Origin of the sequence: Capnocytophaga canis (assembly GCF_043187445.1) — a bacterium.
Classification (GTDB): domain Bacteria; phylum Bacteroidota; class Bacteroidia; order Flavobacteriales; family Flavobacteriaceae; genus Capnocytophaga; species Capnocytophaga canis.
In genome coordinates, this window is sequence record NZ_CP171121.1 from 1,360,170 (window position 1) to 1,384,426 (window position 24,257).

At 37.5% G+C, this 24,257-nt stretch carries 16 protein-coding genes and 1 riboswitch; of the genes, 10 read left to right on the forward strand and 6 right to left on the reverse strand.

All coding sequences use genetic code 11. The annotated features are described in order from the left end of the window. Positions 1-174 precede the first annotated feature (174 nt). The gene (locus ACF3OB_RS05780; protein ID WP_392447012.1) at positions 175-1,326 is read left to right on the forward strand and encodes a dicarboxylate/amino acid:cation symporter; all 1,152 of its coding nucleotides are present in this window, start codon (positions 175-177) and stop codon (positions 1,324-1,326) included. 55 nt (positions 1,327-1,381) lie between these two features. On the opposite strand, the gene ACF3OB_RS05785 is transcribed toward ACF3OB_RS05780, so the two are convergent. After that, positions 1,382-2,836, reverse strand: a complete 1,455-nt coding sequence (locus ACF3OB_RS05785) for a sodium:alanine symporter family protein (protein ID WP_172917526.1) — start codon at positions 2,834-2,836, stop codon at positions 1,382-1,384. A gap of 88 nt (positions 2,837-2,924) precedes the next feature. After that, positions 2,925-3,488: a hypothetical protein gene (locus ACF3OB_RS05790; protein ID WP_095893767.1), complete on the reverse strand. Its 564-nt coding sequence runs from the start codon at positions 3,486-3,488 to the stop codon at positions 2,925-2,927. A 181-nt stretch (positions 3,489-3,669) separates the two neighbouring features. On the opposite strand from ACF3OB_RS05790, the gene ACF3OB_RS05795 reads away from it, so the two are divergent. From ACF3OB_RS05795 to ACF3OB_RS05820, 6 genes are all read left to right on the forward strand, one after another. Next, positions 3,670-4,137, forward strand: coding sequence for a GbsR/MarR family transcriptional regulator (locus tag ACF3OB_RS05795; protein WP_052458098.1), 468 nt, complete (start codon positions 3,670-3,672; stop codon positions 4,135-4,137). Further along, positions 4,134-5,231 (forward strand): efflux RND transporter periplasmic adaptor subunit, encoded by a 1,098-nt coding sequence (locus ACF3OB_RS05800; RefSeq protein WP_052461578.1) that lies wholly within the window; start codon positions 4,134-4,136, stop codon positions 5,229-5,231. The genes ACF3OB_RS05795 and ACF3OB_RS05800 overlap by 4 nt, the downstream gene beginning before the upstream one ends. A 505-nt stretch (positions 5,232-5,736) precedes the next feature. Next, complete coding sequence (locus ACF3OB_RS05805) at positions 5,737-8,886, forward strand: efflux RND transporter permease subunit (protein WP_392447014.1); 3,150 nt, start codon at positions 5,737-5,739, stop codon at positions 8,884-8,886. Between the two features lie 331 nt (positions 8,887-9,217). Next, on the forward strand, positions 9,218-9,964 hold the full coding sequence (locus ACF3OB_RS05810) for a DUF6261 family protein (protein ID WP_013997040.1): 747 nt from the start codon (positions 9,218-9,220) through the stop codon (positions 9,962-9,964). A gap of 486 nt (positions 9,965-10,450) precedes the next feature. Continuing rightward, entirely contained in the window at positions 10,451-11,854 is a 1,404-nt protein-coding gene (locus ACF3OB_RS05815; RefSeq protein WP_392447016.1) for an efflux transporter outer membrane subunit, read from the forward strand. 120 nt (positions 11,855-11,974) lie between these two features. Further along, on the forward strand, positions 11,975-13,348 hold the full coding sequence (locus ACF3OB_RS05820) for a TlpA disulfide reductase family protein (RefSeq protein WP_042005852.1): 1,374 nt from the start codon (positions 11,975-11,977) through the stop codon (positions 13,346-13,348). Positions 13,349-13,529: 181 nt separating this feature from the next. Here the strand turns inward: ACF3OB_RS05820 and ACF3OB_RS05825 are convergent, their stop codons facing one another. Then, the gene (locus ACF3OB_RS05825) at positions 13,530-16,388 is read right to left on the reverse strand and encodes an Ig-like domain-containing protein (protein WP_392447019.1); all 2,859 of its coding nucleotides are present in this window, start codon (positions 16,386-16,388) and stop codon (positions 13,530-13,532) included. A 438-nt stretch (positions 16,389-16,826) separates the two neighbouring features. After that, on the reverse strand, positions 16,827-17,282 hold the full coding sequence (locus ACF3OB_RS05830) for a GAF domain-containing protein (protein WP_042005854.1): 456 nt from the start codon (positions 17,280-17,282) through the stop codon (positions 16,827-16,829). A gap of 228 nt (positions 17,283-17,510) precedes the next feature. Between ACF3OB_RS05830 and ACF3OB_RS05835 the strand changes: the two genes are divergently transcribed. From ACF3OB_RS05835 to ACF3OB_RS05845, 3 genes are all read left to right on the forward strand, one after another. Further along, positions 17,511-18,191, forward strand: coding sequence for a TIGR02117 family protein (locus ACF3OB_RS05835; RefSeq protein WP_392447020.1), 681 nt, complete (start codon positions 17,511-17,513; stop codon positions 18,189-18,191). 109 nt (positions 18,192-18,300) lie between these two features. Beyond that, positions 18,301-20,895, forward strand: coding sequence for a DNA gyrase/topoisomerase IV subunit A (locus ACF3OB_RS05840; protein WP_042344656.1), 2,595 nt, complete (start codon positions 18,301-18,303; stop codon positions 20,893-20,895). A 234-nt stretch (positions 20,896-21,129) separates the two neighbouring features. Next, complete coding sequence (locus ACF3OB_RS05845) at positions 21,130-22,560, forward strand: arylsulfatase (RefSeq protein ID WP_392419794.1); 1,431 nt, start codon at positions 21,130-21,132, stop codon at positions 22,558-22,560. Positions 22,561-22,584: 24 nt separating this feature from the next. Here the strand turns inward: ACF3OB_RS05845 and ACF3OB_RS05850 are convergent, their stop codons facing one another. Both ACF3OB_RS05850 and ACF3OB_RS05855 read right to left on the reverse strand, forming a co-directional pair. After that, positions 22,585-23,379, reverse strand: coding sequence for a hypothetical protein (locus ACF3OB_RS05850; RefSeq protein ID WP_042344655.1), 795 nt, complete (start codon positions 23,377-23,379; stop codon positions 22,585-22,587). 24 nt (positions 23,380-23,403) lie between these two features. Further along, positions 23,404-23,898, reverse strand: coding sequence for an RNA polymerase sigma factor (locus ACF3OB_RS05855; RefSeq protein ID WP_172913958.1), 495 nt, complete (start codon positions 23,896-23,898; stop codon positions 23,404-23,406). 179 nt (positions 23,899-24,077) lie between these two features. Beyond that, a riboswitch (TPP riboswitch) is annotated at positions 24,078-24,170 on the forward strand. The last annotated feature ends 87 nt before the right edge of the window (positions 24,171-24,257 follow it).

Genomic DNA, 24,257 nt, shown 5'->3' on the forward strand with positions numbered 1-24,257 from the left:
AGCGTACCGATTTGCTTTTGTACCTAAGAAAAACGATTAACATTAGAAATGATTAAACCTTATTTCGTGTAAAGATACTAAATATATTTGAATTAAATTGAAAATTATTTTGTCTTTTTTGAAAGGATCTACTATTTTTGTAGCAGATGTATTTCTCACATAAACCGAAATCAAATGAAACTATTTAATAATCTTCTATTTAGAGTGTTTATTGCCATTATCATTGGTATTCTTGTAGGCTCATATGCCCCTGAATGGTATAATCGTTTGTTTGTGACATTCAACAAGCTATTCGGAAGTTTCTTAGGATTTTCTATTCCTCTTATTATCATGGGATTGGTAATGCCTGCTATTGCTGAATTGGGTAAAAATGCAGGACGACTGCTCTTTATGACAGTAATCATAGCCTACTCATTTACTTTATTTTCAGGATTTTCTACTTTTTTTGTAGGGAAAATAGTCTTTCCAAAACTATCAGGAGAAAGTCCAACCGTAAATACAGAAGTTGTTGAGCGTACATTAACTCCTTTTTTCACGCTCGACATTCCGCCAATTCTGGATGTGATGAGTGCTTTGGTACTGGCTTTTATGATCGGAATTGGGTTATCACTAAAAAGTAACTCAACGTTAGGGGGTGTACTTAAAGATTTTAAAGACATCATTGTACTGGTAATTGAAAAAGTGATTATTCCATTATTACCGATCTATATCATGAGTATATTTTCTGAAATAGCCTACAGCGAGAAGGTTGCTTCTGTAATGGGGCTATTTTTTAAAATCATCGGAATCATTTTTGTGATGCACATTGCTTTGTTGCTACTTCAATTTTTACTAGCGGGAATTATCTCTAAAAAAAATCCATTGAAGGCTTTATTGACCATGATGCCTGCATATGCCACAGCATTAGGAACACAATCATCAGCAGCAACCATTCCTGTAACTTTACAACAAGTAATCAAATTGGGGGTTTCGGAACGAATAGCTGGTTTTGTTGTGCCTTTGTGTGCCGCTATTCACCTTTCGGGAAGCACCATGAAAATCACAGCCTGTGCCATGGCATTAATGTTGATGAATGGACAAACGGTTAGTATTGATCTATTCGCGGGATTCATTATGATGTTGGGAGTTATTATGGTTGCCGCCCCTGGCGTTCCAGGCGGTGCTATTATGGCTGCTTTAGCTATACTACAATCAATACTTGGTTTCGATGCTCAGCAACAAGCACTGATGATCGCCCTGTACATTGCTATGGATAGTTTCGGGACTGCTTGTAACGTTACTGGTGACGGGGCAGTATCCTTAATAGTCAATAAATTAAGTAGCTGACAAGTCGGTGAATAACCGACATTTACCAACTCACACCATTCTAAATATTTCTAATCTACGGATTCCAGAAATCACTGTTCTTTATATTAGATTTTTTAGGATCAAAAATTGGATTTTTTATGCCTTTTTTCCTTTGAGAAACATAATCTTTCCAAACGCGGATAACCACACCGCTGAGTAGCAAAATAGCAACTACATTGACCCATGCCATGAGCCCTACACCAATATCCCCAACAGTCCATGCCAATTTAGCTTCTTTAATTGCTCCCATATACACTCCATAGAGGAAACCGATACGCAAAATCCAAATATAAAGTTGAGCATTTCGTTTCCCTTTGAAAATGTAAGCGATATTAGTTTCAGCATAGTAATAGTATGCCAAAATAGTAGTAAAAGCAAAAAAGAAGAGTGCAAGTGCCACAAAATGACTTCCGATAACTGGAAAATGAATATTCAACGCCTCTTGCGTAAAAAAACTATATTCCACAGAAGGAATCTTTTCGACGATGGCTATTTCTGTTTTTTCATTAATTACGTTGTACTTTCCTGTGAAAAGTATCATAAAAGCAGTTGCAGTACAAATGAAAAGCGTATCAACGTAAACGGAAAATGCCTGTACCAATCCTTGTTCCACAGGGTGTTTTACTTCGGATGCAGCTGCGGCGTGTGGTGCTGTTCCCTGTCCTGCTTCATTAGAATAAATACCACGCTTTACACCCCATGCTATTGCCGAACCTGTTATACCTGCGTAAATAGACTCGCTACTGAATGCAGCATCAATTATTAACATAAAAACATCGGGAATTTGTGAGAAATGCATACCTATAATGATCAAAACCATCACAATGTAACTAACCGCCATAAAAGGGACTATGATTTGCGTTACTTTACCCAAACGTTTCACACCTCCAAAGATAATAATCGAAACCAGAATAATGATTGCCACGCCTACTGTATGAACTTCATATCCAGCTATGTTTACATTTGGAATCTGTACAGATTGATTCAGCGAGGTTACAATACTATTACTTTGAATACCTGGTAACAAAAAACCACAACTGAGAATTGCCACCAAAGCAAAAAACACAGCATACCACTTGATTCCCAATCCTTTTTCGATATAGTAAGCAGGGCCTCCACGGTATTGTCCTTTGATTTCTTGTTTGTAAACCTGACCAAGCGTAGCCTCTGCAAATGCTGAAGTAGCACCCAAAAGAGCAATCACCCACATCCAAAAAACTGCCCCTGGCCCACCAAAAGAGATTGCCGATGCAACTCCGATAATATTCCCCGTACCTACACGTCCTGAAATGGCCAACGAAAACGCTTGAAATGGCGATATACCTTGTGCCGAATTACCTCCGCTAAAAAGCAAACGAACCATACTTTTTAGATAACGAAACTGCAAAAAACCTGTGCGAATGGTGAAATACACTCCCGAAAAGATACATAAACCAATTAAGGCATACGACCAAACATATCCATTGATAATTTCAAAATATTTTTCCATAGACTTTTCTTTAAGTTCGGAGCCTTTAAACTCGACATTTGTTGTTAAGGAAATTCAACTCTATCGGATACGCATTTTACAACGAAAACTAACGTTTAAAGAAATCGTAACCAATTTTAAAACTAATCCAAAAAGTACCTCCTTTGCTATTAGGTGTTCTTCCAAGTGTGGTCGAATAACCGTAACCAACATTAAATTCGTAATTAAAATTTCGGCTAAAGCTACGGCGAATCCCAAAAACAGGTATAACACTAATCGCATTATAGTCGTTGCTTACATTACTATCATTAGAGATTACAAACCAATTAGGAGAAAATTCTGTCCTAAGTGAAAAATAATTTCCTGAATTATTGCTAATATTTTTTCCTTTTTTTACACGGCGGTTCAATCCATAGTACCACTTTGGCTCTATGGAAATAGCAGGAGCAAGTAAAAAGCCCGTTTTGTCATAAATAGCTCCTGTCCAAAAACCTCCATGTAAACTTGCATCAGAACGCAAAGTTATAGCATCGGAAAGCCGGTGTTCATTGTAAATATTTACCCCCAATAATCCTGCTTGAAAGCCTACAAGATCTTTCTCTACACTTACATGTTGTGCATAAACTGCATTCAGTCCTAATACCATAAACATGGTAGCAATGATTTTTTTCATGAAAATAAGTTTTAATTAAAGCGAAGCAAACATATAAAAAAAAATTAAAATACAAACCCATGAACATCTTTAATCGTCTTTTTCACACCTCTAACAGTTAAAAACATCTAAAAAGTTCAATACACATTGAACTAATTAAACTTTTTTTCTACTTTTGCCCCGAAATGATTTTTTCACAAAAATGATAAAAAACACAGACCATACTTTACTACAAGATTTGATTACCTTGTACACCAACCATTTTGGGCTAAGCCCTATTATGGCAAAAATTTGTGCTTATCTGAAATTGGACTTCGAAGGAAATGGTGCTACCTTCGACCAACTTCAACAAGCCTTGGGGGTAAGTAAGGGTTCCATCTCGATGAACCTACGTAAACTCATCGATAAAGGGATTATTTTAGAAATTAACAAGTTCAACGAGAGAAAAACCTACTTCGTTTACAATCAAGACTATATTATACTATGGTTAAAACAATCCATCGAGCGGATGGAATACACCCTTAGCGTAGTACAACGTGTTAATAACCTATCGAAAAAGCACCCCAATACTCCTAAGACCTTACTAAAACGCAAACAAATCCATCAAGAATTTTTACAACAAGGTATAGAAGCATTTAAAGAAACCCTTTTTAAAATAGAAAACGTATGAGAATATTCTTCATTTTGGCAGGTTTGAGCCTAATGACAGCCTGTAACAACACCCCAAAACAAGTTCAACAAGGTGTAAAAACGCTTCCGGTAATCACGGTGGGGGAACAAAGCAGTACGTATCACCTTTCTTATCCGGTGAACATTGAAGGAAAAGTGAATAGCCCTGTACAAGCGCGAATATCGGGATATATTACACAAGTGTTGGTTGATGAAGGTCAGCAAGTAACCAAAGGTCAACCTCTTTTTAGATTGGAAACTCAAGCGCTTAACCAAAGCTCTCAAGCCGCCAAATCGGCAGTAGATGCAGCGCAGGTGGAAGTCAACCGCCTTGAACCTCTTGTCGCCAAAAATATTATCAGTTCCGTACAGTTAGAAACTGCCAAAGCCAACTTAGCTCGGATAAAGGCAAGTTACGCCGAAGTGAATGCCAACATCGATTATGCCATAGTCAGAGCCCCTGTAACGGGTGTAGTGGGTAGCATTCCCTTACGTGAAGGTGCTTTGGTTAGTGCCAATAACACGGTTTTGACTACCGTTTCAGATGTGAAAGAGGTATATGCTTACTTTTCTATGAATGAGAAAGACTATATTACCTTCTTAGAGGTTGCCAAAGGCAAGTCCTTGAATGAAAAAATCAGTAATTTACCTAAGATTACATTAGTTTTAGCCAATGGCGAACGCTATCCGCACCAAGGAACCATCAGTACCGTAACGGGTCAAGTTGATAAAAACACCGGAAGCATTCGGTTTCGAGCTACATTCCCCAATGCGGAAGGACTGCTTACTAATGGTAACAGCGGTACCATACTTATTCCGGAGGTACACGCAAATAGTTTAGTAATTCCGGAGGTAGCCACCTTTGAGCAACAAGGCTTGGTTTTCGCCTATAAAGTAGAGCAAGACACTGTAAAACAAGTCATCATTACCCTTAAAAACCGAAATAATAACTTAGCCGTAGTATCTGACGGACTGCAAAAAGGCGATATTTTGGTCGTGCAAGGACTTAATGGTATCCGAACAGGTATGAAAATCCAAACGAAACCCGTTTCTATGGATAGTTTAGTACAAGCCATCAAACCTGCTTTCAGATAATTTTTATATAAAAAGGATAAAAGCAATCTATTTTTTAAGTTTATCAATAATTAAAAATGCTATATCCGAAAATTATATCGGTTTTTTACAAGTGAAAAACGCCATATCTGAAAAATATAGTCGTTTTCAAAAGTGAAAAAGCGATTTCTTCGAAAATTATAGTAGTTCTTTACAATTGAGAAACGTCATATCTGAAAAATATAATCATTTTCAGAAGTGAAAAAGCTATTTCTTGGAAAATTATAGAAGTTTTTTACAAGTGAAAAACGACATATCTGAAAAATATAGTCGTTTTCAGAAGTGAAAAAGCTATTTCTTGGAAAATTATATCAGTTTTTAAAAGTATAAAACTAGGTAAGTCCGTTATAAAGATAGGTTACAACGAATAACAAACAATAATCATTTATAGAAAAATAAGTTTTATAAATCAGATAAACTCATTCAATTCATCGTATTTATATGTTTATCCGTATATAAAACCATAAAAAATCAAAATAAAACAAATATGGTAAAACTATTTATCGACAGACCTGTAATGTCAACAGTGATTTCCATACTCATTGTAATACTCGGTATATTGGGTATTGTAGGCTTACCCATTTCGCAATACCCTGATATTGCTCCGGTGACGGTTCAAGTATCGGCAAATTATACCGGCGCTAATGCGGAAACCGTTTTGAAATCGGTAGTAATTCCGTTAGAGGAGCAAATCAATGGGGTAGAAAATATGGATTATATCACCTCTACTGCTACGAACAATGGTTCGGCATCGATAAACGTTTATTTTAAGCAAGGAACTAATCCTGATATTGCTGTAGTTAACGTACAGAATCGTGTGGCTCGTGCCAACTCCATTTTACCTGCCGAAGTTACTCGCGCAGGGGTGGTTACTCAAAAGCAAAACACAGGGGCTTTGATGTTTATGACGTTTTACTCCACCAATGATAAGATTAACGACATCTTTATACAGAATTACTTAAACATCAATATCATTCCTGCCATAAAGCGTATCAATGGTGTGGGTGATGCTAATGTATTCGGTGGGAAGGATTACGCTATGCGAATTTGGTTACGTCCTGAAAAGTTAGCCGCTTATGGTTTAAACCCTGCTGAAGTTACCGCCGCCATTACCGACCAAAGTCGTGAGGCTGCAGCAGGTACACTCGGTCAGAACAGCGGTAGCTCTTACGAATACGTAATCAAGTATAAAGGAAAATATAATGAGGTTCAAGAATATGAGAACATTGTGATAAAGGCAATGAACAACGGTCAGATACTCCGATTGAAAGACGTAGCTGATATTGAATTGGGGGCTTTGTCTTACACAGGATTTGCACGTAATAACGGAAACCCTGCCGTTTCAATGGGAGTCTATCAAACGCCGGGCTCTAACGCACGTGATATTATCAACGATGTAAAAAAATACCTCAAAGAAGCCGAGTTAGCCCTTCCTGAAGGTATCGGATACACCATAAATATGGACTCTAATGAGTTCTTAGACGCTTCCATTTCCAAAGTTTTAACCACTTTACTCGAAGCCTTTCTACTTGTTTTCTTAGTAGTTTACTTATTCCTACAAGATTTCCGCTCCACACTAATTCCTGCCATAGCAGTTCCGGTATCAATAGTAGGTACATTCTTCTTCTTGAACCTATTCGGATACTCTATAAATATGCTTACGCTATTCGCTTTGGTACTTGCCATTGGTATTGTAGTGGACGATGCTATTATTGTAGTGGAAGCTGTACACGCCAAAATGGAGCAAACTCGCGACAAAGCCAAGGCTTCTACCCTATCGGCTATGCACGAGATAACAGGTGCAATTATTTCGGTAACCTTAGTAATGGCTGCGGTATTCATTCCGGTAACGTTCATTGGCGGAACTACAGGCGTATTTTACAAACAATTCGGGATTACACTTATCATTGCTATTGCTATTTCGGCAGTAAATGCCCTTACGCTTAGCCCCGTACTATGTGCTTTACTACTGAAACCTCATCCGGATAAAGCCTATCAAGATAAATCATTTATGGGCAAGTTTTTCCACAAGTTTAACCTTGCTTTCGAGGCAGCCACCAAGCGGTACGGAAAAACCTTTACCTTCTTTTTACGCCACAAATGGGTAACGCTTATCCTCTTTGTAGTGGCAGGAGGTGTGCTTTATTACAGTAACGAGAAAATGAAAACAGGATTCGTTCCTACGGAAGATAACGGTATGCTGATGATGAACGTAGAGCTTATCCCCGGTGCTTCGATGGAGCGTACGGCAAACGTACTGCAAGAGGTACAGGAGCGAGTTCGTAAAATACCCGGAGTGCATTCGGTAACAGGAATTTCAGGTAGAAGTTTTATCTCAGGTGCCGGAAGCAACTACGGAATGGGTTTTTTACGATTGAAACCCTTCGCCGAGCGACAAGCTGACCCAAGGCAAAGCATACAAGCTATCGTAGGTCAGGCTTTTGGGGCAGTTTCAGGTATTGCCGATGCCAAAGTCATTTTCTTTCAGCCACCTGCCGTACCCGGTTTCGGTATGAGTTCAGGGTTTTCAATGGTTTTGTTGGACAAAACAGGGGGCGAAATCAGCGAACTTAACAACACCACACAGCAATTCCTTCAAGCCCTTAACCAACGCCCTGAAATTCAGTATGTGCAAACCTCTTTCAACGTAAATTATCCGCAGTATCAGTTGGAAATAAACGTAGAACGTGCTGCACAATCGGGCATTAGCGTTACGCATATCCTTTCGGTGCTACAAAATTACATCGGTGGACTCTATGCAACAGACTTTACCAAGTACGGAAAACAATTCCGAGTGATGGTACAAGCACTTCCTGATGACCGAAAAAGCATTCAAAGCCTTGACGGACTTACCGTACGTACCTCCAACGGGCAGATGGCACCTATTTCGCAATTCGTTACGCTCAAACGTACCTTTGGTCCGCAGAGTGTGAACCGCTATAATCTGTTTACTTCGGTAGCCTTAACCGGAGCTAATGCTGAAGGATACAGTACCGGCGATGCCTTAAATGCAGTAAAGGAGGTGGCATCGGAAACTTTAAATAGTAATTATGGTATTGACTATACGGGGCTTACTCGCGAAGAGCAACGTGCAGGTACGCAAACCCTTGTCATTTTTGCACTTTCGCTGATTTTCACCTATTTCATTCTATCGGCTCAGTATGAAAGTTATCTGTTACCCTTGGCGGTAATCTGCTCACTTCCGTTCGGAATTATGGGGGCTTATTTGGGGCAATGGGCAATGGGCTTGGAAAACAATATTTACTTTCAGATATCGCTCATTATGTTGGTCGGTTTGTTGGCTAAGAATGCCATCTTAATCGTAGAATTTGCCGTACAACGTAGGCATCACGGCGAGAGCCTATCCAAATCGGCAATCAATGCCGCTATGGCAAGGCTCAGACCCATTTTGATGACCTCATTTGCCTTTATCGTGGGCTTACTACCTTTAGTATTTGCCGGTGGCGTGGGGGCAGCAGGTAACCGCTCGGTAGCCACAGGTGCGGTAACAGGGCTTTTGTTAGGTACATTCATCGGGCTGATTGTCATTCCGGTACTTTTCGTGGTTTTCCAACACCTACAAGAAAAAATAGTAGGGATTAAATCCGTAGAAAAACAACACGAAAGCCAAGCATAAAACAGATTTATATCGGTACGAACTACCATACAGACACAAAACAACACCTCATACGTTCTTTAAAATACTGTTTATTGGGCTTATTGGGCAGATTTTAAAAACATAAAAACAGCCTTAGTTAGCACTTATAAAAGAATAGTTCAAGCAAAAACCATAGTTACTTAAACAGAAGCTAAATCATTTTATAACAAAACGTTAAAAATGAGTAGCTACTCAAAATTTAACTTTTCGTTAATGCTAAGCAATCGTTTTTTTAGCTAAATTTGTAACACCTTCCAACTCAAATACACGGAAGGCAAAGTATATTTAACTATTTTAAAAACACATAACTATGGAAATGATTTTAAAAATTAAGGAGGTAAACCTTGGAAAATTCAACAACGCAGAGTACACTCAGTTTTTAAGTTTTACTAAGGAATTGATTGAAAAGGCAGGTTTGGAACAGCTTGGCATAGCCGACACCGCTTTTGAGCAATTTAAAAGCAACATCGAACTGCTTACCGATGCCGCTCATCAGAGTCGCATCAGTAGTGAAACCAAAGAGCTTTCAGAGATTGATAAGCAACGTAATGAAATCCTCGCATTTTTGCTAATGAATTTCCGTTCGGAACTGAAAAACCCCATTGAAAAACGGCGTAAAGCAGGTACCGAACTCTACAATGCTACCAAACCTTACAGCAAAATTAAGAGTTTGCCTATCCGACAGAAGACACAAAACATTGAGGGCTTAATTACAGACCTTACCAAAGAGGCAAACTTACCTCACTTGAATACTTTAGGGATTAAAGAAGCCGTTGAAAAACTAAACGCTCTGAATGTCAAGTACAAAAAACTACTTGCCAATCGGGCTGATAGTCAAATTTCAGTTCCTCAAATCCGTATTGGGCAATTGCGTAAGGAAACCAATCAGATTTATGATTACCTCATCACCAAGGCTTTTGTCAGTTCGGTAGCTTCGCCATCGGAAGAAAACAAAACGTTTGTGCATTCCATAAACAAACTCATTACCGATACCACCATCGCCTACAAGCTACGGCAAGGACAAAAGGTGCGTAAAGACGGAATGAATACCAATTAAAAGCCACTGAAAATTCAGAAAAATGACAAAGTGATGCTTTTTTCAATACGTTTGCTTTTACTTATGTAGCGAATTTTTATGCTTCATCTTCCAATATGCTGTAATGGACTTACAGCATATTTTGTTTTTGTGATTTTAAACCCTAAATGGAGTTAAAAATAATTTCTATTATTTACCCCACTATCCTACCCTAAGCCCTAAAAAACAATATTTTAGAAATGTTAGAAACCATTTGCTTTTATAAAAGTTTCGATGTCACTCAGCTTGAGAACGCCTTTATCGCGCTGAGCGAAGTCAAAGCCTTATAAAACCTATTGAATAATTTTGAATTACAAGGGTTAAAAACATCCTCCGTCCTACGGACACCTCCTTCAAAGGAGGATTTAAGAAAGTGAGAAATCACAAAATTCCCACTTTTAAGAGAGTTAGAAAGATGTAAAACCCATAAATATTAAAAAAACATCGTATTTAATACTATTTAGCCTTATGAAACAACAGATAAAAAAGGGGATAATTGCCTTAGGAGGGCTTCTCATTTTGGCATCGTGTGCCGGTAGAAAACCCTACATACGTACCGAATTGCCTACAGAAAACCTTTATCGTACCGACCAACTACCCACCGATAGCATCAGTACCGGTAGCGTATCGTGGCGAACTATCTTCACCGATGACAAACTGCAAGGCTACATTGAACAAGCCCTTGAACATAATTTGGACATACGCATAGCGTGGCAAAATATGGAGAAATCAAAAGCACAATTGCTACAAAGTAAATATGTTTTTCTGCCTACTTTAAGTCTGAACCCAAGTTACACCTATACAAGTCCTTCTTTAAACACCCCCTCAGGAAACTTTTCAGGGGAAAGAACCCACCTGCGTCAATGGGATTTGACAGCTACCACAGCGTGGGAAGCCGATGTTTGGGGAAAAATCAATGCCCAAAAAAAAGTCAATTACGCAGGAGCATTATCAAGTATTGCTTCGCACCAAGCCATACAATCGGAAGTGGTAGCTACATTGGCTACAGCTTACTATCAGCTGCTGATGTTGGACAAACAACAACAGATTTTGGAAGCCACCATCAGCCTTCGCCTTAAAAGTTTGGAAACTACACAAGCCCTAAAACAAGCCGGAAGCACCACCGAAGTGGCTGTACAACAAACCCAAGCCCTTTACTACAATGCACAAGCACAGCTTGTTGGTATTGAAAACAACATTCACGCTTTAGAAAATAGCATTTGTATCCTTTTAGGTATTCCCTCGCAACCCATAGCACGTAATTCATTAGAAGGACAATCCTTCCCCACGGATTTTAATCAAGGATATGCAGTGAGTTTATTAGAAAATCGCCCTGATGTACGCAAAGCGGAACTCGATTTAATCCAAGCCTTTGAACTGACTAACGTAGCTCGGGCAGCTTTCTACCCTACATTTACCATTACAGCACGTGGAGGATTCAGCAGTCAAACCTTTGAAAATTGGTTGGATACCAAATCCATATTTGCTAATTTCATGGGCGGATTGGTACAACCTCTGCTCAACAAACGGCAAATTCGTTCGCAGTACGAAATTAGCCAAGCTAACCGCGAAACAGCACTGCTCAAATTCAAAAAAACAATGCTTACCGCAGGTAAAGAAGTATCAGACGCTTTGCAAAATTATCATTCGCAACACGAGTATATCCTGCTAAAAACCAAAGAAATGGAGGCTTACCAAAAAGCTACCGAATATTCGCAAGAACTTTTCAATAGTGGTATGGCAAGTTATTTGGAGGTGATTTCAGCAGAGGTAAATCGACTTAATGCCGAACTAAGCGTAGCCAATGCCGAGTTTAATAAGATGCAGTACGGAATTATGCTCTACAAAGCCCTCGGAGGAGGTTGGCAATAACTCAACTTTTCAATGGGCTGAAAGAAGAGAACTTTCCCCTTTATTGAATTTTATGCTCTAAAAATTAGGACATTTCAATTTTTATTTTACTTTTGTAACACTAACAAATTTTATTATTTTATGAAAAGATTTATTATCCCCGTTTTAGGATGTGCAGTATTGGCGTCCTGTACAGACAAAGCCCCCGAGTACACCGTGCTATCGGGTAAGGTAAGTAACTATGATTTTGAGAAAATCATATTAGTTGGAGATGGTTTTGAAAAGGAAATTATGCTCAACGCCGACAAATCATTTATCGATACGTTGATGTTAGCCCACGACGGAGGCTATACCCTTGCTCGTACTGATATCTACTTGCAAAAAGGCAAAGATTTGAACGTTGATATGGATTTTAAAAATCCGCAGGAAAACAAATTTTCGGGCAGTTTAGCTCCTGAAAACAACTATCTTTTGAGTAAAGTAAAACTCTCACAAGAGGTATTAGGTAAAGATAAAACAGACTTTTATAAATTAGAAGAGGCTGATTTTATTGCAAAAGTAAATGAATATAGTACAAAACAAAAAGAATTACTCAATAAAACCAATTTCAACGTGAAAGGATTTAAAGCTTTGGAAGAAAAAACCATCGCTTATGAAGCTGATTTCCTATTAAATCGATATGAAAATTATCATTCTTACTTTGCACAAAAGGAAGGGTTTAAAGTTTCTGAAAATTTCCCTAAACTAAATACTACTGACCTTGATAACGCTGAAGATTTTCGCTTTTCAAGAACCTACCGAAGTTTGGTAAATGAATTATTCCAAAAAAATAACGATAATGCATACAATGAACAATTCGGACAGGAATATGATAAAGAAAAATACTTAGGTGTTATTTTGACTAATTTCAAAAAGATAAAAAGTGACAACGTTCGTAATGCCATCGCAAAAAGATTCTTAGAACACTACATTTCACCGGAAAGTCCTCTAACAGAAAAGGTTTATCAAGAGCTTATGGCTAACGTAACTGATGAAACTCTGAAAGGGAAATTCACCGAAAGCTATAACAAAGTTAAGGCTTTGGCAAAAGGAAACCCCTCACCTACCTTCAATTTTGAGAATCATAAAGGTGGAAAAACTGCTTTGGCTGACCTAAAAGGCAAATTGGTATATATTGATGTTTGGGCAACTTGGTGCGGACCTTGTTTGCAAGAAATTCCACATCTAAAAGAAGTAGAGAAAAAATACCACGGAAAGAATATTGAATTCGTGAGCATTTCAGTAGATGATAAAAGAGATTACGATAAATGGAAAAACTTCGTAACAGAAAGAGAATTGGTAGGCACACAACTCTTTGCTGACAATGCGTGGGAGACTCCATTCGTTAAAGATTATGTAATCACCGGAATTCCGCATTTTATATTGCTTGATACACAAGGAAACATCATCAGTGCAGATGCTCCTCGTCCATCAGACCCTAAACTCATTGAGCTACTCACCGAAAACGGTATTTAATAAACTACAAAGGACTGTCGCTAATGGCAGTCCTTTTTTTATTAGAGTTATTATCAGTTTGAGTATTTTGTAGGTTTGCTTTGTTTCAGCCTTAAAAAAACTCCGACTTCACTTAGTTTAACGGATATTTAATCCGACGCAAGTGAAGCCGAAGCTGAGTTTTAAAGGATATAGTATTGCTTTAATTTACAACCATCCCTACTCTTACATCTATTGATGCTGTCTTTTTCGTTTTTTTATCTCTAATAGTTATAACACCCTCTTTAGTTTCATTTCTTGTAGATTCTATTCGGATACTATTCTGCACAATTTTAACGGTAATCAGATCTCCTAATTCATTTTTAATTATTTCGTAATCACCACTTCCTGAAGTAATTGAAATCCACGCAACAGTATCTTCATTGACATAGTTCGAACCTACTGTACCCCATATAAACAGTTGATTGTGGGACAGCTCAAAAGGAACATCAACCACAGGTTCTGTTACGTTTACTCGTACCACTTTGGTTTGTTTTGTCACTGTGTCCTCAACAGTTACAAAAGATTCTCCCGCAGCATATGTTTTGAGATTCAATGTACTACCTATAAGGGCTGCTGAAACAATCCTTCCATTTGATTCAGTAACTCGATATGAACCAGAACCACTAATTATCAAAACATTAGCCGATTTAGGATATTCAATAGAAATAATTCCTGTTGACAAAACCAAATCAGGTGCTCCATCAACAATAACATTCAAAACATCCGTTTTTCCAGTTTGGGCATCGGTAACTGTAATAGTTGCTCTTCCTGAATTGGCAGCATAGATGTAAAGAACTCCTCGGGAGCGGAAACTATAAGCCACTTTTGAATCACTGGTTCCAAAACTGTAGGCACCACTACCAGAGTGTACGGAAACCGAAGAATTTGTTTCACCCTTTTTCAATCGAAGCTCTCTGGCTGAGAATTTAACATCCCCTATTTGATTGAGTACTGTTACTTTTATTTCTGCTTTTATGTGAGTTCGACGATCTGTAACAGTAATTGTAGTATTTCCTCTCTGACTTCCTTTGATAGTGAGTAGATTACCATTAATTTCTGCACTGGCATATGCGTGTTGAATGCTAAATGAATAATCTCCACTTCCTGAGGTAATGACTACCGCTACTTCCTGTCCTTTTAGCACTGTAACTTCTGTTTTATCCAATGCCAATCGCTCTCCATCGGAAACAATCACACGTAGCGTATCTGTTTTTCCTGTTCGCGTGTCGGTAACTGTTAGGACTGCTTCCCCTTCTCTGTAAGACGAATGGATGTAAAGCACTCCTCTTGATTGTGAAGCACGAGCAATGTCAGGATTACTTGAAGCTATACTGTAGAATCCACTTCCTGAAACAATTTGAACGGTAGATTCTGTTTTCCCTTTTTTAATATTAAATTCTCTGACTGAGAATTTAACATCGGGAATCACTTCAATAACGCTGACAGCAATTGCAAACTCGTGCTTAGTTTCATTATCCACAACTTTGATGGTTGTATTTCCTTTAGCATTTCCAGTAACGACAACCTTCTGTCCTGAAATATTCGCTGTTGCTACTGATGGATTTACGGATGAAACACTATAGGAATCATTCCCTGACAAGATGATCGCTTCTTCAGTTTTTCCTTTATGAACACTTATGCTTGAAGGCTCAAGAATCAGAGGTTTTAATGCCTTTATTACATCAATTTCCAATGTTTTTTTCTCGTTTGTTTTGAGGTCTGTGACGGTAAGTGTTGCTTTTCCGACAGCATTGGTTTCAATTTGAATAAAATCTTCCTCAACAGAAGCCGAAACAATAGAAGGGTTGGTTGATTCTACAGCATAGTTTCCATTCCCTGATATTATGCGAATGAATGAAAGATATCCTTCCTGAATTTGAATTTTATCTGTTTCTAACTGCAATTTTTTATCCATATTAACAACCTCTATTCCGATTTCAATTTTCAAACACGGATTGGCTTTATCAATCATTACGATATTTACCTGTCCCAAATCTTTTGTTGTAAACTTCATTCCATTATTGTCATTTGAAACCTCAGCAACGGTAGAGTTCGATGTAGAAATTTCATAATTTCCACTTCCTTTAAGGACTTTAATCGGATAATCATATCCTTTTGCTACTTTGTATGTAACCTTACTCCACGTTTTTATTTCTGTCTTATCCGTTCCTATATTGACAACAAAATCTTCTAACGATTTTATTTTGATGGATTTTTCAAAATTAGTTTCTAAGTCTCGAACCGTAAGTTTACCTTCAGTTTTGCCTTTTGCATTAAAGATTATTTTTGTACCTATTTCGTCAACAGCAAGTGAAGCATCAATATTAGGGTTGTCCATCATGAGTTCATATTCTCCCGAACCAAAGATTTGGAATGACGATTCAGAACAATTCGGAGCGAACTCAAACACTTCTTCTTTAATACTAAATTCCAATTTAAGAAGTTGAACAACTACTTTAACCTCTACCACCTCTTGTGATGTTTTATCTTTTATTTTTACAGTTGTAGATCCTTCCTCTTTTCCCTTGAAAACAATTGCTGTAGTTGTGGATGTGGTTGAAGAAAAGGTTGTTGCAACAATCTTCTCATCGCCACCGACCACCTCGTAAGAACCGTTTCCGGATGTGATAGCTATTGATTTGGAAGCTCCTACATGCAAGGTAGTTTCCGTAGTAGCTACAGAAAATGGAAGATTGACTACCACTTTAATTTTTAACTCTTCCCCACTAACTTTATCTTTTATTGAAATACGGGTTTCTCCCGATGAGTTAAATCTGATGGAAATGACATTCTTAACAACACGTGCTGTGGCAATTTTTTCATTTTCTGAAGTAATTTCATATTGACCATTCCCTGTGGCAATCTCAATAGTCTCGTTGAAGTCCTTAGAAGCATCCCCCGTGAAAGTAGCTACAAGCTCTTGCTTATTGAGGGTTAGTTTTTCTATTTTCTCTTCTGGAATACATGCCGTAGCCATTACAAAAAGTAACGTAACTACATAAATACCAATTTTTTTCATAACATTTTCCTTTTTATTTTCAGGACAAAGGTAAAATGTTACGTTCTAAAAACACTTGTAGAAACGTAAGAAAGAATTGTAAAAACTCTGCATTAACATTCCTTTGATTTGTAAAAATCAAGCATAAGATTTCGCTATGTTTTTCACTGAGTGCAATTTACGAATACAAATAACAAACGAGTAACAAATATTTTTCTTAAAATTATTAATAACCCGACACTATTACAAGAAGCATATGAGATAAGAAACTTAAAATCAGGCAAAAATATACTCTTGGCAGAGACTTAAAGATAATTCGAAACAGACGTTCGGCTCACTCTCCGACAATGCTCAGCTGAACAATTAACGTGTCAGCTGAGCCATCGAAGATTTATTACAATGTTTTTTCAAATACAAATAGTTCGTATTCGTGAAATACTAATTTAAAAGAAACTTATTTTAGTCAAATAGCTTGGCTACCTGCGTATTTACGAATTCTAAAAAACGAACATCCTCTTGCGAAAAAGGATTCAATTGATGAGAATCTATATCAATTTGTCCGATATTTACGCCATTGACAAACAGAGGAATAACGATTTCAGACTTCACAGTAAGACTACAAGCTATGTAGTTGTCCTGTGCTTTGACATCGGGAACTACAAAGTTTTGATTGGAGACTGCTACTTGTCCACAAATTCCTTTCCCGAACGGAATTTCAGTGTGATCGGTAGGTTCTCCTGCAAAAGCTCCTAAATGCAAAGTTCTCGTTTGGTGATTGGCAAAGTAAAATCCTACCCAATCGTAATGCTCTACTCTGGATTGCAACAAGTCACAAATGGTTTGCATTTTCTCATCACGAGATGCATCTTCTTGATTACAAATAGCTGTAATACTTAAACTTAACTCTTCAAACATATTTTTATTCTATTTTTTATTCTATTCAAAGGTAGAAAAATCAGCAGTGTTGTAGCTATAAGCCTAACTCAGACCATGCAAAAATATAAACTATTTTTCTACGCTCAAAATAGGTAACAATCCATTTTTTATTGTATTTTTGCTGAAATTTTATTGATTATTAAATGGTTGTGTACAAACAAAAACATTAACTTTATTGATAATTTAAAGATTTAATATCATAATCAGATGAAAAAATTTTTTATTTTACTTTTAAAAACTATTGGGACTATTATAGGATTTATCGTTTTATACATTCTTTTAGGTGTTGTACTTCCCTTTGTTCAAATTGCAGAAAAGGAAGTTTCTGAACCAAAAAACATGCCTATATACATCTATACCAACGGAATGCACACTGATTTGGTAGTTCCTATCAAAACAGAAATCATAGATTGGAGTCAAAAAATTCTATTCGAGAACAGTCTATCGAAAAAAACTGATTATCAATATGTTGGAATCGGTTGGGGAGACAAAGGATTTTATCTAGAAACCCCCACTTGGGCAGACCTAAAAATTTCTACTGCTCTAAAAGCTGCTTTCTGGCTGAGTGAGTCTGCTATGCATTGTACTTTTTACGACAAAATTATAGAAAACGAAGATTGTAAAAAAATAATGCTCACCGAACAACAATATCAGGATTTGGTGAACTTTATCCAAAATCAGTTCGACCAAGACGAAAAAGGCAATTTTATTTTTATTAAAACTGATGCGGTCTATGGAGAAAATGATGCCTTTTACGATGCTAAGGGAAAGTATAACCTCACTCGAACTTGTAACACTTGGGTAAATGATGGACTAAAAGTAGCGGGACAAAAAGCAGCCCTATGGACTCCAACGGATACAGGTATTTTTAGGCATTATAAAGAATAAAAAAAGCCTCACAAAAGAAACTACAAAAATCACTCGTTGAGACTTTCGACTGAAAAATATTTTCTATATTTGCGGACATTGAATTTCTATTCATAACTCTATTTATCGTATGGAAGAGAACACACCACAAGAGCAACCCTCAGGCGAGAGTATCATTAAAGTTACAGGAATGTACCAAAACTGGTTTTTGGACTATGCCTCGTACGTTATTCTGGAACGTGCCGTCCCTGTTATTGAAGATGGATTCAAACCTGTTCAACGACGTATTATGCACTCTCTCAAAGAATTGGAAGACGGAAGATACAACAAAGTTGCTAACGTTGTGGGACATACGATGCAGTATCATCCGCATGGAGACGCGAGTATTTCCGATGCCATTGTACAAATTGGACAAAAAGATTTACTCATCGATATGCAAGGTAACTGGGGAAACATTCTTACGGGTGACCGTGCAGCAGCCTCCCGTTATATTGAGGCTCGACTCTCGAAATTCGCTTTAGATGTGGTGTTTAGCCCCAAGGTAACGCAGTGGCAAATGAGCTATGACGGACGCAAGAAAGAACCCGTACACCTACCCGTAAAATTTCCGCTACTCTTGGCTCAAGGCACAGAAGGGATTGCAGTGGGATTATCAACCAAAATATTACCTCATAACTTCGTGGAATTGCTCGACGCATCAATCGCTCATCTGAAAGGAAAACCTTTTGAGTTATACCCTGATTTTCCTACGGCAGGAGTAATGGATGCAAGTAACTACAACGATGGACAACGTGGCGGACGCATTCGTGTACGAGCTAAAATATCGCAAGTGGATAAAAGTACGCTCCGCATTACCGAAATCCCGTTTTCAACTACCACCGATTCACTTATCGAATCCATACTGAAAGCCAATGAAAAAGGAAAAATAAAAATCAAAAAAGTAGAAGATAATACCGCTGAAAATGTAGATATTATAATACATTTACCTTCAGGAATATCGCCCGATAAAACCATTGATGCTCTCTACGCTTTTACGGCTTGTGAAACTTCAATTGCTCCACTGGCGTGTATCATTGAGAACAATACGCCTCTTTTTCTGACCGTATCGGAAATACTAAGGCGATCTACAGATAACACGGTACAGCTGCTCAAAAGTGAATTGGAATACGACTTGGCCGAATTAGAAGAAAAACAACACTTCTCTACTTTGGAAAAGATATTTATTCGCGAAGAAATGTATATTGACTTTAAATTGTACTCGGAAAGAGAAACTCTTTACCAATACTTACGCGATCGCTTTGAGCCTTTCAAAGAACAACTTATCAAAGAAATTACGGACGAACATCTGCAGCGCTTAACGCAAATCCCGATGATTCGTATCACCAAGTTCGACACTTTCAAGGCAGATGAAAATTTGCTCAAAATTGAAGCCGATATCGAAGAGATAAAAAATCACTTAGCAAACCTAATTGATTATGCCATAAATCATTTCAAACGCTTGAAAGAGACCTACGGAAAAGGCAAAGAACGCAAAACTGAAATACGTCCGTTTGACAATATCGAGGCTACAAAAGTGGTAGTGAGGAACATCAAATTATATGTCAATAAAGGAGAAGGTTTTGTGGGTACATCACTCAAAAAAGATGAATATATCGGCGATTGTAGTGATATTGACGATGTGATCGTCTTCACCGAGAGTGGAATGATGAAAGTGGTAAAAGTCAGCGAGAAAACGTATATCGAGAAAAACATCATCCATGCAGCTGTTTTTAAAAAAGATGACAAACGTACCATCTACAACGTTATCTATAAGGACGGACATACCGGTTTTTCTTACATCAAACGCTTTAACGTCACGGGAATTATCCGCGACAAAGAATACGAACTGATACCGAAACATAAAGACTCAAAAATACTGTATTTCACCCCTAATCCAAATGGAGAAGCCGAAGTAGTAACCATTAATTTACGCCAAGTAGGAAGCATTCGTAAATTAAAATGGGACGTGGATTTTGCCGATACCATTATAAAAGGACGCGGAGTCAAAGGTAATTTAGTGTCGAAATTTGCTATTAAGCGCATTGAACTTAAAGAAAAAGGCGTTTCGACTCTCAAACCTCGAAAAATTTGGTTTGACGATATCGTAAAACGCTTAAATACAGACGAAAGAGGAAATCTACTCGGTGCATTCAAAGGCGACGATCGATTGTTATTGATCACGAAAGACGGTAGCGTAAAAACTGTAATTCCAGACTTAAATTTACACTTCGAGAACAATATTTTAATCATGGAAAAGTGGATTCCTCAAAAGCCTATTTCTGTGATATATTATGACGGCGAGAAAGAACGTTATTACGTAAAACGTTTTGTCATTGAGAACGAAAACAAAGAAGAACTTGTGATTACAGAACATCCAAAGTCACAGCTATTGTTCGTTTCATCGGATTGGAGACCAATGGCAGAAGTAGTTTTTGCCAAAGAAAAAGGAAAATCCGAGAAGGAAAATCTAATAGTAAATCTGGAAGAATTCATATCTATAAAAGGCATAAAAGCCCTTGGTAATCAGCTTTCTACTGAAAAAGTAAAAGAAATAATAACCATAGAATCGCTCCCTCCACACCAGGAGAACGAAATGGAAGAAAACTTGGAAGAGGAACTTGGCGATGACGAAATCACTGACTCATCCGATGAATCGGATGGGCTACAAACCGAATTGGAATTCTAATAAACTTAATTGATATGCTGACTTTTCCTCTTGAAATGTTCTTCATAAAGTCGTACCTTCGTGGTTTGAACTTAACTTAAGAGTTATGACATCCGTAAGAATATATAGATATCAAATATCGGTTAGAAATGCCAAGAACACAACTTTTCGAAACATGTAGTTGATAATTTTGTGATTTCTAAATTGTCTTCTGAGTTAAAAATCCGTATGAATGAAATTTTAATAATTAATTTTATGAAACAAATTTTTAGTTTTTTACTGCTTCTGTGTGCTATTCCAGCAGTGGCACAAATGGAGAAGAAACCAAACATTATCTTCATTTTGGCAGATGATTTGGGCTATGGCGACACCGAGCCTTACGGACAGCAAATCATCAAAACGCCACATCTGAACAAATTGGCGGAGGAAGGTATGAAGTTCACGCAATTCTATGCTGGTGCATCTGTGTGCGCTCCCTCCAGAGCATCAATTATTACTGGCGAAACTACAGGGGTAACACATATTCGTGGAAACAAAGAAGTTTCAGAACCCATTGATGGTCAAGCTCCTATTCCCGAAAACTCACGCTCCATAGGCAAAATACTAAAATCAGCAGGTTACAACACGGCTATTTTCGGAAAATGGGGATTAGGTACGGTAGCCTCAACAGGAAACCCACTCTTACATGGTTTTGATACTTTTTTCGGATATAATTCCCAGCTTCGAGCCCATCGCCGATTCCCTCCTTTTTTGTGGCAGGACAACGAACGTTATTACCTTACTGAAAATGGAAATTACGAACATCAAATCGTTTATTCTGAAGATGTTATACATGAAAAGGCACTAGACTACTTAGAAAAACAATCCTCTGAGAAACCTTTCTTTGCAATGCTTGCCTACACCTTGCCACATGCCGAACTCGTAGTGCCACAGGACAGCATCTTAGAGTCTTACTCACATCTTCCTGAAAAGCCATACAAAGGAATTGATTACAACGGTGAGAAAACAATTATTGGAGGATATATGAGCCAACCTAAAGCTCATGCTACACATGCCGCTATGGTCTCTCGTTTGGATAAGTATCTGGGAGATGTTCGTAAACTACTGAAACGTAAAAACTTAGATGATAACACCATAATCATTTTTGCCAGTGACAATGGAGCTCATTTTGAAGGTGGTGCCGACCCTGATTTTTTCAAATCATCAGGTATTTTACGAGGTTTAAAACGTGATCTATATGAAGGTGGCATACGCACTCCATTTATTGTTTATTGGAAAGGGAAAGTTAAACAACAGACTACGAGCAACTTTGTGGGAGCTTTTTGGGATTTGATGCCTACCTTTGCGGATATTGCGGGGGTTCCATATACTAAAACTGGAAGTGAAGTTTCGATTTTGCCAACCTTATTAGGAAAGGATAAAAAACAAAAGCAACATAAATATCTCTACTGGGAATTTCACGAACTTGGTGGGCGACAAGCTGTTCGTTATGGAAAATGGAAAGGCGTCCGTTTGAATGTGAATAAAGACAAGAATGGTTCTATTGAACTGTACGATCTTGAAAAAGACCCTTCAGAGGAAAATAACATTGCTAAGAATCATCCAAGGATAGTAAAAAAAATAGCTAAAATGATGGAACAAGCTCACCAACGCTCAGCATTGTTCCCATTTGCTTGGGAAAAATAATTATATGAGAGATGCTTGGTGGGACTATCCTTCCCACCAGGCTACTGCAAAACCAATAATAAAACCTACGCAAAAGCTCGCGATAAATAAGGCTAACAAGATTAGCGATACCCAAAGGATACCATTAATTATTTTCCCCGCCTTACCAAATTTTTTTTCGAAATACCCCCTGCTCAATGTGTACCAAATATAACTTATTTCGGAATTCAATGAGTCTCTACCGAATTGAAATTCATCATTTTCATCGCTCATTGAGGTTACTAAATCTGAAATTTCAACAATGTATTTTCCGTACATTTCCTTGAGCCACATTTTTCCAATAATATACAATGCTATAACAAAAACAACCATACAACAAGCTACCAACATCAGATGAGGGATATTACCATTTAAAAATGTAGGACTCATTGCCCAATAAAAACAGAAAGCTATCGGGATGGAGGAAATGTAGTACGATTTGTACAATTCCGTGTTTAAAACCAATTCATATCTGAGGTTCAATAAATTGTGATACGTACTGAAGCTCTGAGTGTTGATTCTTTTGTAAAGCGAATAAAACTTACGGAAATAGTAGGCTGTAATTAATATTAAAATAAGATACAATCCGCCAAAAACGAACAATTGTTCTGAGGTTTCACAGAGGAAGAGTAATCCTGCAACTACGGCTAATGTGAATACGGAAAACCAAAATTCTTTTTCCATATTAGCCCGGATTTTCTCCAAAGGTGTACGCAATTGTTGTTGTTTTTCAATAGAAATTTCAGGAGTTTGACTTACTTTTTCTTCGCTCCAAAGGTTTTTAATGTTTTCAATATTCATTTTTAAAAGGTATTAGATATTTAATTAAGATTTATTGACCAATTCGGTAAGTTTAGCCTTAGCTCGGTTGAGTTTCACACGGACATTTCCTTCAGAAATCCCCAGTTGCATTGCTATTTCTCTGCCAGAATAATCTTCTAAGTAATAGAAAATAAGAGCTTTATCAATTGGATTTAGTTTTTGTATAGCTTCATACAATTGTTTTATTTGTTGTTCTTTTTCAGAGGAATCTTCCTCAACAATTTTGATTTGTTCCCAATTTTCGTTATTGGAAATAAATCCTCGTTTTTTTTCTGATTTCAAAAATACGATGGCAGTATTCAAAGCCACGCGATACATCCACGTGGAAAAAGAACTCTTTTCTTGGAAAGTTGGGTAGGATTTCCAGAGCTGATACGTAATTTCTTGGAACAGATCTTTTTGGTCGTCAGGGTCATTCATATACATCTTGGCAATTTTGAAAAGTACACTCTTGTGCTTCTGCACCCGTTCCAAAAATTCTTTTTCTAATGCCTTCATCTTTTTTTGATTTCTGTTTGGTTAGTATTTGGTAAATCAAATTTGTTACAAAGAAAATGTTTTTTTTAATTGGAAGAAAGCAATTAGAATTAACTACTATACGCCAATCACTGATGCTGTTGACCAAACGCTAATCACAACCTCTGTTGTATATATTAACTTTTTTTTATACTTTTGCGACCGTCTCAAAGGGGTGCTGCGTTTGCGGCTGAGATTATACCCATAGAACTTGGGCTGGTAATGCAGTCTAAGGAAACGAAGTCAATAATAAGTGGCTTGTTTTTGCTTTTTGGGTAGCAGAAACAAGCTTTTTTTATTCATTCCATAAAATAATTACCTCTTTTATTTTGTAAAAATTT